Source organism: Celeribacter baekdonensis, assembly GCF_003047105.1.
Classification (GTDB): domain Bacteria; phylum Pseudomonadota; class Alphaproteobacteria; order Rhodobacterales; family Rhodobacteraceae; genus Celeribacter; species Celeribacter baekdonensis_B.
Map to the genome: position 1 here is coordinate 2326124 of NZ_CP028475.1, position 14233 is coordinate 2340356.

Annotated in this window: 15 protein-coding genes and 1 pseudogene; 3 read left to right on the forward strand and 13 right to left on the reverse strand. The window is 56.2% G+C overall.

The window, feature by feature from the left end; genetic code table 11:
* Positions 1 to 36: 36 nt before the first annotated feature.
* From DA792_RS15080 to DA792_RS15110, 7 genes are all read right to left on the reverse strand, one after another.
* Entirely contained in the window at positions 37 to 942 is a 906-nt protein-coding gene (locus tag DA792_RS15080; RefSeq protein ID WP_254679265.1) for a lysophospholipid acyltransferase family protein, read from the reverse strand.
* Entirely contained in the window at positions 943 to 1218 is a 276-nt protein-coding gene (locus DA792_RS15085; RefSeq protein ID WP_107720715.1) for an HPr family phosphocarrier protein, read from the reverse strand. It abuts the gene before it with no gap.
* A 29-nt stretch (positions 1219 to 1247) separates the two neighbouring features.
* A complete protein-coding gene (locus DA792_RS15090; RefSeq protein WP_009569902.1) occupies positions 1248 to 1637 on the reverse strand; it encodes a PTS sugar transporter subunit IIA in 390 nt (129 codons plus the stop codon).
* A gap of 14 nt (positions 1638 to 1651) precedes the next feature.
* Positions 1652 to 2533 carry an RNase adapter RapZ gene (gene rapZ, locus DA792_RS15095; RefSeq protein WP_439099397.1) on the reverse strand — a complete coding sequence of 294 codons (882 nt, stop codon included), beginning with the start codon at positions 2531 to 2533 and terminating at the stop codon, positions 1652 to 1654.
* 20 nt (positions 2534 to 2553) lie between these two features.
* On the reverse strand, positions 2554 to 2967 hold the full coding sequence (locus tag DA792_RS15100; RefSeq protein WP_368074515.1) for an HPr kinase/phosphorylase: 414 nt from the start codon (positions 2965 to 2967) through the stop codon (positions 2554 to 2556).
* An 80-nt stretch (positions 2968 to 3047) separates the two neighbouring features.
* Positions 3048 to 4778, reverse strand: coding sequence for a sensor histidine kinase (locus DA792_RS15105; protein ID WP_107720721.1), 1731 nt, complete (start codon positions 4776 to 4778; stop codon positions 3048 to 3050).
* On the reverse strand, positions 4778 to 5479 hold the full coding sequence (locus DA792_RS15110; RefSeq protein WP_107720723.1) for a response regulator transcription factor: 702 nt from the start codon (positions 5477 to 5479) through the stop codon (positions 4778 to 4780). Before DA792_RS15110 ends, DA792_RS15105 begins: the two co-directional genes overlap by 1 nt.
* Positions 5480 to 5857: 378 nt before the next feature.
* Here DA792_RS15110 and DA792_RS15115 point away from each other — a divergent pair, with 378 nt between their 5' ends.
* Together DA792_RS15115 and DA792_RS15120 are read left to right on the forward strand one after the other, a co-directional pair.
* On the forward strand, positions 5858 to 7456 hold the full coding sequence (locus DA792_RS15115; protein ID WP_107720725.1) for a phosphoenolpyruvate carboxykinase: 1599 nt from the start codon (positions 5858 to 5860) through the stop codon (positions 7454 to 7456).
* A 107-nt stretch (positions 7457 to 7563) separates the two neighbouring features.
* Positions 7564 to 7878: a c-type cytochrome gene (locus DA792_RS15120; RefSeq protein ID WP_107720727.1), complete on the forward strand. Its 315-nt coding sequence runs from the start codon at positions 7564 to 7566 to the stop codon at positions 7876 to 7878.
* Between the two features lie 9 nt (positions 7879 to 7887).
* Here the strand turns inward: DA792_RS15120 and DA792_RS15125 are convergent, their stop codons facing one another.
* Positions 7888 to 8661, reverse strand: a complete 774-nt coding sequence (locus DA792_RS15125) for a sulfite exporter TauE/SafE family protein (protein WP_107720729.1) — start codon at positions 8659 to 8661, stop codon at positions 7888 to 7890.
* Between the two features lie 205 nt (positions 8662 to 8866).
* Between DA792_RS15125 and DA792_RS15130 the strand changes: the two genes are divergently transcribed.
* Positions 8867 to 10540, forward strand: coding sequence for an acyl-CoA dehydrogenase family protein (locus DA792_RS15130; protein WP_107720731.1), 1674 nt, complete (start codon positions 8867 to 8869; stop codon positions 10538 to 10540).
* 18 nt (positions 10541 to 10558) lie between these two features.
* On the opposite strand, the pseudogene recO reads toward DA792_RS15130, so the two are convergent.
* The 5 genes and pseudogenes from recO to lepB form a co-directional block, all read right to left on the reverse strand.
* A pseudogene (gene recO, locus DA792_RS15135) lies at positions 10559 to 11303 on the reverse strand (DNA repair protein RecO).
* Between the two features lie 92 nt (positions 11304 to 11395).
* Entirely contained in the window at positions 11396 to 11728 is a 333-nt protein-coding gene (locus DA792_RS15140; protein ID WP_107720733.1) for a DUF1491 family protein, read from the reverse strand.
* Complete coding sequence (era, locus tag DA792_RS15145) at positions 11728 to 12651, reverse strand: GTPase Era (RefSeq protein WP_009569913.1); 924 nt, start codon at positions 12649 to 12651, stop codon at positions 11728 to 11730. Before era ends, DA792_RS15140 begins: the two co-directional genes overlap by 1 nt.
* 1 nt (position 12652) lies before the next feature.
* Positions 12653 to 13336 carry a ribonuclease III gene (gene rnc, locus DA792_RS15150; RefSeq protein WP_107720735.1) on the reverse strand — a complete coding sequence of 228 codons (684 nt, stop codon included), beginning with the start codon at positions 13334 to 13336 and terminating at the stop codon, positions 12653 to 12655.
* A complete protein-coding gene (gene lepB, locus DA792_RS15155; protein ID WP_107720738.1) occupies positions 13333 to 14109 on the reverse strand; it encodes a signal peptidase I in 777 nt (258 codons plus the stop codon). Before lepB ends, rnc begins: the two co-directional genes overlap by 4 nt.
* Positions 14110 to 14233 lie beyond the last annotated feature (124 nt).

Consider the following 14233-nt stretch of genomic DNA (forward strand, 5'->3'; position numbering starts at 1 on the left):
CAGAGGCCCCTTTTTCACACCTGCCCCAGACATGACTCAGTCCGTGCGACCGCCAAGCGCCAAGGTATGCGTGCGCATCCATGCCATGAATTCACGGGTCTTTTTCTGCCACTCGCCGAGATCATCCGGGGTCAACGGATCGCCAATAATCGGCGACTGCGGTTTGTTCAGTGCATGCACGATTTCATGGAGCAAAAGCCCCTGCCGGATGGTCGCAGAAATTTTATCGGCAATTTGATATAACCGCGTGTTTCGCCCCGGAAAATAGATCGGCAACACCGTTGCCCCCGATTTCAACACCATCTTGGCGGTGAACGGGTTCCACTCTTTTTCCTTCACCGGGCCAAACCATGTTTCGGACGACGCCACAGCACCCGCCGGAAAGAGGATGATCACACCACCCGCTTTCAACGTTTCCATCGCCTCATTGCGCATGAGGATAGATTTGCGATGGCTGTCCTCTTCATGCGGGAACGGCACCGGCAACATAAACGGATCAATCTCGCGGATGCCGGTCAAAAGCGAGCGCGTGAGGATTTTATAATCCGTGCGCACCTTGCCGATCAGCTCCGCCATCACCAAACCATCAACCAAGCCATGCGGGTGATTTGCCACAACAACAAGCGGACCAGTGGCCGGAATTTTGGCGATTTGATCCTCAGGCGTGGTGACTTTAATCCCCATCACCTCAAGAGCTTGACTGAAAAACGGTTGGCCCATGGGCGTGCCCATACGTTCAAACCGACGTATGCGACGCAACAACGGCAGCTTGCCAGTGATCCATTCAATCGTACGGATAACCACCACCTTTGAGGGGTCCGAATAAGTCCCGGCATAAGACAGACGTCGACCGTCATATTTGATGAAATCCGCGTCGCCGGGCTTTGGCACATGGGGCTCGGTCACTTGGGTCTCGGTCGCCTGGTCTTGCGGGTGAGCCACTTACATATCCTCGCCAAATCGGTCCTTGATCAGGGCCTCCAACGCATCCGCCAAGGCATCTGCGTCCGGCCCGCTCGTTGACACGTCAATAGTGGTTCCTTTGGAGGCTGCCAACATCAAAAGCCCCATGATGCTATCGCCCGAAGTGCTCATCCCGTCCTTGGACACTTCTGCGCTGGCATCAAACTCTTCTACCGTCTCGACAAATTTCGCCGAAGCACGCGCATGAAGACCCTTCACGTTGATGATCTCATGCGTTCTCGTCGTCGATGCCATGCCGTTTCCTGTCGTTTTTCTTATTGTTGTCAGCCAAGAACATCGAAACTGTCGATATACTTTCGGCCCGCCTCTAAGGCATTTTTAACCGCTTCGCTGACCGTTTTGTGACGCGATTTTGCCAGCTTGATCAGCATGGGCAGGTTCGCGCCGTAAATGATCTTACGATTGTCATGATGGCAGGCCATCAACGACAGATTGGACGGGCTACCGCCAAACATATCGGTCACAACCACCACACCATCTCCGGTGTCGACATCATCGGCCGCACCGCAAATTTCCTTTTGCTTGGCCGATCGGTCATGATCCGGCTCAATAGAAATTGCCTCAACGCCCGTTTGTTTGCCCACCACATGTTCGACGGCAGCAAGGTACTCCTTGGCCAATCCTCCATGCGCGACAATAACGATTCCGATCACGCGAGCTTCCCCGATCACAGGCCGCTTTGGCGGCGTTCCAATTCCCGATGCCTAATTGACACCTGCCAATCATGTTCCGCAAGGGCTTTGGACAGAATTTCAGCAAGCGTCACCGATCTGTGCTGTCCCCCGGTACAGCCAAACGCGATCGAGAGGTGTTTTTTGCCCTCTTCGCGATAGGCCGGCAGCAACAGCAAGGTCAGTTCCAACACTTTTCCGAAAAATGCCGCAAAACGCGGATCTCGTTGAACATACTCTTGGACCTTTGGGTCCGTCCCATTTAGCGCCCTCAGCGCAGGCTCCCAATAGGGGTTGGCCAGAAAGCGTACATCAAACACCATATCGACGCCGCGTGGCATCCCGCGTTTGTAGGAAAAGCTCTGTATCGTCAGGGCCATATCGGCCTGTGTCCCTTCGGCGAACCAGCGCTCAATCTCGTCTCGAAGCTGATGCGGCGTCATCCCGGACGTATCAATCAGAATGTCCGCCCGCGCACGGATCGGTGCCAAAAGGTCAATTTCGCGGGCCACGCCATCCTGCACGGTTTCTGCGGGGGCGAGCGGGTGCCGACGGCGGGTCTCGGAATAGCGCCGGATCAGCACCTCAGGCGAACTGTCGAGATAGAGCACCTCCGCGTCATGATCCGGATTGCGGGTCAATTCGTCGATCACCTCGATGAGCGCATTCACCGAAAAGTCGCGATTGCGCACATCCAAGCCAAGCGCCAAAGGCCGCGTCAGCCCATGCGCCTGCAAGAGCCGAGGCAGGATCGACATCGGCAGGTTATCAATGACCTCATACCCCAAGTCCTCAAGCGCGTTGATCGCGGTCGAGCGACCAGCACCCGACGGTCCCGTGATCAAGACCACGCGGCGTTGGGACTTCGACTGCGGCAAAGGGCTGTCTTGGCTGCTCATCACGCGCGTCGGCCTCCTTTGAGCCATTGGAGCAAAGCCGGGGCAAAATGACGGCCTTCGACTTTGAAAAACAGGGGAATCGGGACCCCGATTAAGACCCGTTCTCGCGGTGGGGGCAAGCGCTCCCTTTCGACCTGTGACAGATCGACAAGGCCGCAGATCCGGGCCGCAGGTATCGTTCCTGCCGCAAGCAAACCCATCCCGCGTGCTTCGATCATGCCGCTGATCGGTGCGGGGGCGGTCGCAATCAAGCCCTCTTTGTCCGATTTACTCAAGATTGTGCGATCGTCAGACACAAGAGTGGCACCATAAGCCATGAGCTCTAGGGCCAATGTGGATTTGCCACTGCCGGAAGGGCCGAGGATCAACAGGCCTCTGTCACCAAAAGCCACGCAACTGGCGTGTAGGTTCAGGGGGGAGCCATCCGAGGCCGCGTAAAAAAGGCCGGCGCTGTTCTGCGCCGGCCTTTGATCTTTGTCTGTGTCGTGTCCACTCACACGGGCAAGCCCACAACAAAGCGGGCCCCCAACGGATCGGAGGTGATGTCGGCATCGGTTGGGCGAATGTTCTCAGCCCAGATCACGCCGCCATGGGCCTCAACGATCTGTTTCGAGATGGCAAGACCAAGGCCCGAGTTATTACCGAACTGACCCTCGGGACGTTCGGAGTAAAAGCGTTTGAACACTTTGGACAGGGCTTGGTCGGGAATGCCCGGGCCCGTGTCTTCGACGACAATCAACACGCGGCTGTCACGTTTGCGCACCCAAACCCGGATCGCATCGCCGTCTTCACAGAAGGAAACGGCATTGGTGATCAGATTGACAAACACCTGCGCCAAGCGCGCCTCAAGGCCGGAGATTACAATCGGTTTGTCCGGCATATCGGCAATAAATTCGATGCCTTTTTCCTGTGCCTCTTGCGACAGGTACTCGATCAAATTGGTGAGCATTTTAATGAGGTTGAATTCTTCTTCTTCCTCTTTGACCAATTCGCTATCGAGACGTGAGGCGTTGGAAATATCGGACACAAGGCGATCGAGACGGCGCACGTCATGTTCGATCACATCGAGCAATTTGATCCGGTGCTCTTCCTTTTTGATCATCCGCAAAGAGCCCACGGCAGAGCGCAGACTGGCCAGCGGGTTCTTAATCTCATGCGCCACGTCAGCCGCGAATTGTTCGTTGGCATCAATCCGGTCATAGAGCGCCGACACCATTCCCCGCAGGGCGGAAGACAGGCGACCGATCTCATCAGGACGACCGGAAAGATCGGGAATGCGGACCCGACCCGGCGCCACTTTACGACTGTTTTTGTCACGTCCAATTTCGGCCGCAGCGGCCAAATCGGCCAAGGGGTTGGCAATGGTCGAGGCCAAAACAAGGCTCAGGCCGATCGAAACAAGGATGGCAATGACAAAGACTTGCAAAATCTGTTCGCGCTCGACCCGGACAAGTTCGTCAATTTCGCCCTCCCCTGACGCAAGCCCAATCACGCCAAGCGTGCGCGCCTCGCCGTCAAAATCGACTGTGATCGGGGCTGCGACAACAAAAATGGCCGACCCATTTGCATCGTTACCCGTTTTGACATGGATCTCATTTTTCAAAGCGCCTGGCACAAGCGGCGAGACATGCGAGGCCGCATCCTTTGGATCTCCGGTCTCTTTGGACTTCGTGAGAGTAATCGTCGACCACACCCCGGTCAAAAAGTCCGAAATCATCGTCGAACGCCCATCCCGGCGCAACCCGGCGACATTGGCAGGACGCACACGCGGCATGCCTTCGGTGGAGGCGATCAGAGCGCCTTCAGCGTCATAGATAAAGACATTTTCACGCAACGGGATTTCCAGCACATCCAGCACGGATTGCGCATCAGCGGACCCTTCTGTCGCATCCAACACACCGTCCACACCAGCGGTCACTTCCAACATGTCAGCGATCAGGGCGGCCTCTGTCACCATGGCCATTTCGCGTTGGGTCACAAGACTGTCGCGGAACGGATTAAGGTAGAGAATGCCCGCCACCATCAAAATGATGGCCACGAGATTGAAGGTTATGATCTTTTGCGCCAACGGAGAGCGGTTGATCGCGATAAAGCGACGGCGTTCCCGTTTGGCCCGCAAATCCGCATCCGAAGTGCGTGGCGCAATCCAGTCATCCCCGAGAACGACGTCTGCGTCATCAGACGGGCGCTTTCCCGAGCTGTCCATGCGCGAAGAAAGGGCCATTATTCCTCGTTATACCTGTAACCGATGCCATAAAGCGTTTCGATGGCGGAGAATTCATTGTCTACGGTGCGCATTTTCTTACGCAGGCGCTTGATGTGGCTGTCGATGGTACGGTCATCGACGTAAACCTGATCGTCATAGGCCACATCCATCAATTGATCGCGGGATTTCACAAAACCGGGACGCTGGGCCAGCGCTTGCAACAGAAGGAATTCGGTCACCGTCAGGGTGACATCGCGGCCCTTCCAAGACACGGAATGGCGCAGCGGGTCCATTTCCAATTCACCGCGCACAATCACCTTGGTCTCTTCGGTCTCACCGACTTCACCGCCTTCGATCACTTCCTGACGGCGCAAAAGCGCGCGGATGCGTTCGACCAAAAGGCGCTGAGAAAACGGTTTCTTGACGTAATCGTCCGCGCCCATGCGCAGGCCGAGCACCTCGTCAATCTCATCATCTTTCGACGTGAGGAAAATCACCGGCATATTGGTTTTCTGCCGCACACGCTGCAACAGGTCCATCCCGTCCATGCGCGGCATCTTGATGTCAAAAACTGCCATATCAGGAAGACGTTTGTTAAACGCATCCAAGGCCGACTGTCCGTCGTTATATGTTTCCACCTCAAACCCTTCTGCCTCAAGGGTCATGGAGACGGAGGTGAGGATATTCCGGTCGTCGTCAACCAATGCGATGCGGGACATGTTCCGTTTCCTTCAACTGCTCAACTGGTTCATTTTTTTTAGCATAATCCGCTTTTCATCACGTCAAATCAAGCGAAACCGCGAATCACATGCACGAGCTTTGACAATCCAAAACGAAAAGATTCAAGGAATGGCTAATTTGTCTCACCTTCTTGCGACAACGCCTCAAGTCTGACCGTTTCACATTCTGCGTTTCGGCTTGTTTACGCTAACTCCAACATGGTTGCGCTAACTCTTGATCTGGGTCCTGTTTACGCACGCGACGAGCATGCTATAGCACGGGCGTCGGACAAGAGGGACTGTCCGGCCGCGAATGGCCCTTTCGCGAGAATTTATGTTTCAGAGACGCCGTCAAGGACACGGCAGGGAGTTTGCACTATGACAACCGGACGCGTGAACCCGGCTTTCACACTTGACGACCAAGGCATCACAGGGCTTGGCCATGTCTATTACAACCTTCTTGAGCCTGCGCTCATCGAAGAAGCCCTGAAACGCGAAGAAGGCACGCTTGGCAAAGGCGGCACCTTCCTTGTGACCACAGGCAAACACACTGGCCGGTCCCCAAAAGATAAATTCGTTGTGCGGACCCCCTCCGTGGAAGACACGATCTGGTGGGAAAACAACCAGCCGATGGACCCGGCCAAATTTGATGTTCTTTACGCCGATATGCTTGAGCATATGAAAGGCAAAGATTATTTTGTTGAAGACCTTTATGGCGGCGCCGATGCGGCTCACCGTCTCGACGTGCGCATGGTCACCGAGTTGGCGTGGCACGGTTTGTTTATCCGCACCATGTTGCGCCGTCCTGAGTTGAAAGAACTCGACGATTTCACCGCAGATTTCACCATCATCAACTGCCCGAGCTTCAAAGCCGACCCAGAGCGTCACGGCTGTCGCTCGGAAACCGTTGTTGCCTTGAACTTTGACAAAAAGATCATCCTGATCGGCAACACCGAATATGCGGGCGAGAACAAAAAAGGCGTGTTCACGCTTTTGAACTACATTTTGCCGGGCAAAGGCGTGATGGCGATGCATTGCTCCGCCAACCACGCGCCGAACAATCCGGTCGACACCGCGATTTTCTTTGGCCTGTCGGGCACAGGGAAAACCACGCTCTCCGCTGATCCGTCGCGCGTCCTTATTGGCGATGACGAACATGGCTGGTCCGAGCGCGGCACCTTTAACTTTGAAGGCGGGTGTTACGCAAAAACGATCAACCTGTCGGCCGAGGCCGAGCCCGAGATCTATGCGACCTGCTCGATGTTTGGCACTGTCATCGAAAACATGATCTATGACGAGCACACCAAAGAGCTCGACTTCGAAGACAACAGCCTGACCGACAACATGCGCTGCGCCTACCCGTTGGAATATATCTCCAACGCGTCGCCGTCTTCGCTGGGCGGTCACCCGAAAAACATCATCATGCTGACCTGTGACGCCTACGGTATCTTGCCTCCGATCGCGCGTCTCACCCCGGCACAGGCGATGTATCACTTCCTCTCCGGCTTCACCTCAAAGACACCGGGCACCGAAGTGGGCGTGACCGAGCCGCTGCCGACCTTCTCCACCTGTTTCGGCGCGCCGTTCATGCCACGTCGCCCGGAAGCTTACGGCAACCTGTTGCGTGAAAAAATCGCGAAACATGGCGCAACCTGTTGGCTGGTCAACACCGGCTGGACCGGCGGCGCCTTTGGCACTGGCTCGCGTATGCCGATCAAAGCCACGCGTAACCTGTTGCACTCCGCGCTGGAAGGCACATTGGCTGAGGTCGAATTCCGCAAAGACGAGAACTTTGGCTTTGAAGTTCCGGTCTCGGTTCCGGGCGTGCCGGACGTTCTTTTGGACCCACGCCGCACTTGGGCCGACAAAGACGCCTTTGATGCACAGGCTGAGAAACTGGTCAAAATGTTCTCCGCGAACTTTGAACAGTACCTGCCCTACATTGACGAAGATGTGAAAGCGGCTGCCATCGGCTAAGCCCCTCTTCTGATTTTGTGTGAATGCTCGCCCCAAGCCTTATGGTTTGGGGCGTTTTCTTTGCGCCGCTGTCATTCGGGCTTTACGCAAAGCTGAGATAAGGCGATATGCGCCCTTTCCTCCTCTTTACTCTATGTATGCCCGCTTTGACCCCTTTGCCCTTTTGGGCGGATGGTCCGGGCCAGACGCAATTTGTCGACCATTGCGCCGCCTGTCACGGCCTGCATGCGCTTGGGGGCAATGGACCCGACATTCAGGGATCGACTTTGCGCGATGTGACGGTCGCCACGCGCGGGATGGACCAGATGCCAGAGATTGACTTGAGCGAGGCAGAGCGGCGCGCCATTGCCGTCTATCTGATGTCACTGTCGCCAGAAATCGCCGCACAAAAACTACGATTTGAATCCCAGATTGCCCGTTGAAACAGACGCTTAAAACAACCCGCGCCGCACCAAGTTGGCCCCGGCGACAAGCAACACAAACAAGGTCGCGCGTTTGAATTTCTTTTGATCCAAACGATCCTGAACCTGTTGGCCAATCACCATCCCCAACAGCGCTGGGAACAATAATGCAAACGACAGTGGCAGTGTGTGCGCGTTCAGCACACCGGAACGCAGATGTGCCGCAAATAACATCAACGCCCCTGCACCAAAAATCACGCCGGTGATTTTGATCTGCATCTTTTTCGGCGTATCGACGGCGGTCAGATAAGCCACCGTCAGCGGCCCCCAAATCCCCGCAACCCCGCCTATCACACCCGAAAGCGCACCAAGGCCGAGGTCGTAAAAAGCGCGATGATGGTCCGGGATATGCAGCGCCCGCCCAATCAAAAGGTAGCTTGCCAAGACGATCACGATGATCCCAAGCGTCAAAAACACCACCGATTGCGGCAGGATCACCACAAGCTGCGCCGACAGAAGGATCATCACCAAAAGCGCCGCGATATAGAGTTTATAGACCTTCGCCGCCTGCACCGCTTCGGCCACGCCGCCGCGCAGCGATTGCCAGATGTTCGACACCACAGTCGACAGGATCAGCCCCGCCAGCGCCAATTCCGGCGATAGGAACGACCCAAGGCCCGAAATCATGATCATCGGCATGGCAAAGCCAGTTGCGCCTTTGACGAAACCGGCGAGCAGGGCAATGCCGAGAGAAATCGCCATTTGCGGCAGGGTGAGCAAGGAGAAGAGTGCGTTGAAATCCATGCCCTTGCATAGGGCCTGCGATCCCCGTGTGGCTAGATAATTCGCGCCGCCCCGATGTAGCCAGTCCAAAACTTTCTCAGGGCCACGGAAAACTCACCTTGTCCGCGACACTTTTGATCCTAAACCACATCCAATGCAAAATATTATTGCGCTGCAACTGCGAAGGGATTAGACAGTCCCATGACCCTGAGAAGGAGAGATTCCCATGGCCCTTGATCAACAGGAGATGACCATGTCGAACCCCATATTGCCCGATCTTCTGGCTTTGACCGGCGCTGCAGTGGCCCCCGCTGAGGCCCTTTTGGATCGTGCCCGCGCATCCTTGCGCACCGAATTTTTGGACGGAGATCGCATCTCCGGTGCCAAACTTGAGGCCAACCAAACGGCGGCCCATGGCCTTGCTTGGCTTGCGACCTACGTCGAGGCGCTGCGTCAGATGCAAAAATGGGCCTTGGCCCTGACGGATGACGGTAAATTTGGTGAGATGGAACAGCTGATCCATCAGATCGCCTTTGGCGAATACCTCAACCAAATCTACGGCGGCATTCCGATGAACCAAGGCGAGGTCTGCCGTTTGGCCGATCTGGGTCTTGGCCTTGCACAACCGAGCCACAAAGATGTCGTCAAACTCATGCTGGAGGGCAACACTGTTGCTGCGCGCTCCCGCCTTGTCGCTTTGATGCGCGACAATCATGGCCACGCGACCTTTGGCGCCTCCGGTCTTGATGACGAGTTGGAAATGGTGCGCGAACAGTTCCGCCGCTTTGCCGACGAACGTGTCGTGCCCTTCGCCCATGAATGGCACCTCAAAGACGAATTGATCCCGATCGAGATCATCGAAGAGCTGGCCGAACTTGGCGTCTTTGGCCTGACCATCCCTGAAGAATACGGCGGCTTTGGCTTCCCAAAAGCGGCGATGGTGGTGGTCTCCGAGGAGCTGTCGCGCGGCTATATTGGCGTCGGCTCTTTGGGCACACGCTCTGAAATCGCGGCCGAATTGATCCTCAGCGGCGGCACTGAAGAGCAAAAGCAAAATTGGTTGCCAAAACTCTCCTCCGCCGAAATCTTGCCCACCGCCGTGTTCACCGAACCGAACACCGGATCGGACCTCGGCTCCCTGCGCACCCGCGCGGTGAAAGAAGGCGAGACCTACACAGTCACAGGCAACAAAACTTGGATCACTCACGCCGCGCGCACCCATGTGATGACGCTCTTGGCGCGCACCGATCCGAACACCACGGATTACAAAGGCCTGTCGATGTTCCTGGCGGAAAAAACGCCCGGCACGGATGAGGCCCCGTTCCCGACCCCCGGCATGACCGGCGGCGAGATCGAGGTCTTGGGCTATCGCGGTATGAAGGAATACGAGCTGGCCTTTGACGGGTTCAAAGTGAAGGCCGAAAACCTTTTGGGCGGCGAAGAGGGCAAAGGCTTTAAACAGCTGATGGAAACCTTTGAATCCGCCCGCATCCAAACCGCTGCGCGCGCCATTGGTGTGGCGCAAAACGCGCTCGAAGTTGGGATGCAATACGCCGAGGATCGCAAGCAATTTGGCAAGTCTCTGATCGAATTCCCCCGCGTCTCCGGCAAGTTGGCGATGATGGCGGTCGAGATCATGGTGGCGCGCCAGCTCACCTATTTCTCCGCTTGGGAAAAAGATCACGGCCATCGCTGTGACGTTGAGGCGGGCATGGCGAAACTTTTGGGCGCGCGTGTCGCCTGGGCCGCTGCCGACAATGCCTTGCAAATCCACGGTGGCAACGGCTTTGCGCTTGAGTATCAAATCTCCCGCATCCTCTGTGATGCGCGCATTCTCAACATCTTTGAGGGTGCAGGGGAAATCCAAGCACAAGTGATTGCACGTCGTATTTTGGGCTAAGGCCAGCGCGCAACAGCTTTAAAAAGGCGGTGCCTCCTGCGCCGCCTTTTTTGCGATCCGGTCCAAAAGCCGGTCACGCGCTGCGGGCATCGGTCGATCGGACAACTCCGCCGCAATCCGGCTCAGGAAATGTCCTGTCGTGGTCAGCCCTTGCGAAATTTCCGTGAAATTCAACGAGGATTGCCCGAGCAAACATTGCGGCAACGGCAACATCCGGTCCGCCCACTCCCCGCCCCCAAACGTGACACAGCACGCCCGGATTTCGGGGAGACATAGATGAGATCTTCATGCGATCCCGTCACCGCACAGGCCGAGAGATCAAGGCCAAACCCCAATTCTTCGAGCAGAGACACCTCCCAATGCAGATAGGCCAAAGGCCACATTGGGTCTGTGCCCAGACGATCCAAAAGCCGCATGCTGTCAACGTAGAGATAGCCATGCGCCTCGCGTTCCGGTAGCACAAAAGCCAACATCGCGGTGACCGCATTGAGCGCTGCAAGCGCCAAAGGGTCGTCCATCACAGCGGCGGCGCGCCCCTTAACGGGTTCAAAAGTGAACGCCCCCAGATGATCTTCAAGCCGCGCTTTCCACGTCACGCTGACCTGCCCACCGGGCTGCAGATGCGGCGTCATTTTGCGCGAAATACCCCCCGCACGACACCCGCATGGCGGCCGTGGTTCTCAGTGAACACATCGACGATCACAGAAGTCTCGCCATGCTTACGCACAGCCAAAACCGCCCCTTCATCGCGCCATTCAATCATGCGCGCGCCCCTGCTTCTTTTTGGCAAAAATACTCATGGAACCCTGCCCCGCAACCCCGGCGACGTCAATCAGACAGGGTCATCCTTGAGGCTCAATCGCTCAAACCGGGCTCATCCAAAAGCGTGCGCCCTTGACGGTCCTCGACCTCGATGATCCAAAGGTCGGGGTCAAAACCACGTTGCTTCATCAAAGCAGCGTCGACATCACGCTCGTCGCCCTCAAACAGGACCGCCCAATCGCGGCGATCCTCCATCAGGTTAAATTCGCGCTGAAACGCCTTGGCCTGACCATCAAGCGTGTTGAGTTTGATCATCACGGCCCCCGCAGTCAAGTCGCCCTTTTTCACCACAAACACCGGAATGTCGGCCAAGCGCAGCCGCGTCAAATAGGCCGAAACCCAGACCTCTGCGGTCAGCCGCGCCATCAGTTTCCGTCTTTGAAGTCTAGGCCCATCTCGCCGTAGCGTTCGGCCTCTTCCAACCAATTCGGGCGTACTTTGACTTGCAAAAACAGGTGCACGGGCCGACCCAGAAACTCCGCTAGCTCTTCGCGCGACGCGCGCGAAATCCGTTTGATCGTCTCGCCACGGTGGCCCAAAATGATGCCCTTGTGGCCATCGCGGGACACATAGACGATCTGATCGACACGGGCCGATCCATCTTTGCGCTCTTCCCAGGCTTCGGTCTCGACCGTGAGCTGGTAAGGCAATTCTTGGTGCAGGTTCAGCGTCAGTTTTTCGCGGGTGATTTCCGCCGCGATCATCCGCATCGGCAGATCGGCGATCTGATCCTCGGGATACAGCCACGGGCCGACGGGCAATTCCTTGGCCAACCATTTGCGCAGGTCATCGACCCCACGGCCCTTTTCAGCGGAGATCATAAAGGTCTCCACAAAATTGCGGCGTTCGTTCAAAACTTTGGTCATATCCAATAGTTTTTCGACCGGGACCATGTCGATCTTATTGATCGCCAAAGCGATTTTACGTGGCGGACCTTTGTATTGAGCGTCTTGTTCGTCAAGTGCGGCAAGGATCGCCTCGACGCCCTCGGTTAGGCCACGGTGCGCCTCAACCAACAACACCACGACATCTGCATCGGCAGCGCCACCCCATGCAGCCGTGACCATGGCCCGGTCCAAGCGGCGTTTGGGTTTGAAAATACCCGGCGTGTCGACGAAAACGATTTGTGCATCGCCCTCAATCGCCACACCGCGAATGCGGGCACGGGTGGTTTGCACTTTGTGGGTGACGATGGACACTTTGGCCCCAACCATCCGGTTGAGAAGGGTCGATTTGCCAGCGTTCGGTTCGCCGATCAAGGCCACAAAGCCAGAACGTGTCTCAGCCATGTTATTTGGCCTCCAGTTTGGTCAAAAGCGCCTTGGCGACCGCTTGTTCAGCCTGACGTTTGGACGTTGCCTCGGATTGCGCCGTCTCACCGCTTTCCAGCGTCACCTCAATGGTGAACACCGGCGCATGATCAGGGCCTTTACGAGAAATTTCGGTATATTTGGGCGGCTTCTGACCACGGGCTTGAGCCCATTCCTGAAGTGCGGTTTTGGCATCGCGCGCGTCATCTTCGACCGTGTCGATCCGCGTGCTCCACAGGCCGCGCACAAGCGTCTTGGCGGCGGCAAACCCGCCATCGCGGTAGACGGCGGCAATCACCGCTTCCATCGCATCCGCCAAAAGCGCCTCTTTGCGACGTCCACCAGACATCATCTCTGACCGGCCCAGTTTAAGCACAGCCCCAAGATCAATCTCGCGGGCCACATCGGCACAGGTCTCTTTACGCACCAACGCATTGAACCGCGGTGCAAGTTGCCCTTCAGACGCCTTGCGATCGACTTCAAACAGAGCCTCAGCCATCACCAGCCCAAGCACCCGATCGCCCAAAAATTCAAGCCGTTGATTGTCCGGGCGGGTGACAGAAGAAATCGAACTGTGGGTCACGGCACGCATCAAAAGCTCGGGCTGAGAAAACTCATAGCCCAGCCGCTGTTGAAACGCTTGGAGTTCGGTCGAAATCTTCACTGAAGCTCCTTAAAGAAACGGTCTTTGCGCCACGTCCAGAAATACACAAGGTGTTTGCCAGCGGAAGAAAAGATCACGCGATCCACCCGACCAAGTAGATATTCGGCAGGCACAAACCCCACACCAGACGGCTGCGCAAAGCGGCTGTCGGTGGAATTGTCGCGGTTGTCACCCATGAAGAAATATTGGCCTTCGGGGACGGTGTAAACATTGGTGTTATCGGCGCCGCCATTGCTGACATTCAGGATCGAATGCTGACGTCCGCCAGGCAGGGTTTCGATATATTTTTCTTTCACGCAATCAGCGCCTAAACCCGGAGAAGGATTACTGCATTTCGGCTTGTTCCCCGCCGCGCCTTGGGGTTCAAAGGTTTCGACAAACACACCATCGGGGGTCTGGACAGCCTCTTCGCCATTGATAAAGACCACACCGTTTTTCAGTTGAACTTGGTCGCCCGGCAGGCCAATCAGACGTTTGACATAGGTGACATGTTTGGTGGGGTGTTCAAACACAACGATATCGCCGCGCTCGGGTTCGGTGAACAGGATACGTCCAGACACCGGGCACATAAAGGCCATCGGGCAGGACCACTTCGAATAGCCATAGCTCATCTTATTGACGAACAAAAAATCCCCGATCAGCAACGTGTCTTTCATCGAGCTTGAGGGGATGAAAAACGGCTGAAAAAAGAAGGTCCGAAAAATCCCCGCAATCAAAAGGGCGTAGACGATGGTTTTGATGGTTTCGACCACACTGTCTTTGGTGCTGCTCATCTGAATTCAGGTCCTTTGGGGGCTTTGGCGGGGATTTGGATACCGGTCCCCGGCTACATGGAAGGCGGCGCGATTGGAGTCAAGGCAAAGCCCCATGAAACCCCCGCAATGAGTGGGTTTTCGC

Bases quoted from the DNA above. Each gene is read 5' to 3' on its own strand.
- DA792_RS15125 (WP_107720729.1), bottom strand. From the start codon at position 8,661: ATGGATTTCAACGCACTCTTCTCCTTGCTCACCCTGCCGCAAATGGCG.
- DA792_RS15115 (WP_107720725.1), top strand. From the start codon at position 5,858: ATGACAACCGGACGCGTGAACCCGGCTTTCACACTTGACGACCAAGGC.
- DA792_RS15085 (WP_107720715.1), bottom strand. From the start codon at position 1,218: ATGGCATCGACGACGAGAACGCATGAGATCATCAACGTGAAGGGTCTT.
- DA792_RS15120 (WP_107720727.1), top strand. From the start codon at position 7,564: ATGCGCCCTTTCCTCCTCTTTACTCTATGTATGCCCGCTTTGACCCCT.
- DA792_RS15140 (WP_107720733.1), bottom strand. From the start codon at position 11,728: ATGGCGCGGCTGACCGCAGAGGTCTGGGTTTCGGCCTATTTGACGCGG.
- DA792_RS15110 (WP_107720723.1), bottom strand. From the start codon at position 5,479: ATGTCCCGCATCGCATTGGTTGACGACGACCGGAATATCCTCACCTCC.
- era (WP_009569913.1), bottom strand. From the start codon at position 12,651: ATGGCTGAGACACGTTCTGGCTTTGTGGCCTTGATCGGCGAACCGAAC.
- DA792_RS15105 (WP_107720721.1), bottom strand. From the start codon at position 4,778: ATGGCCCTTTCTTCGCGCATGGACAGCTCGGGAAAGCGCCCGTCTGAT.
- DA792_RS15130 (WP_107720731.1), top strand. From the start codon at position 8,867: ATGGCCCTTGATCAACAGGAGATGACCATGTCGAACCCCATATTGCCC.
- lepB (WP_107720738.1), bottom strand. From the start codon at position 14,109: ATGAGCAGCACCAAAGACAGTGTGGTCGAAACCATCAAAACCATCGTC.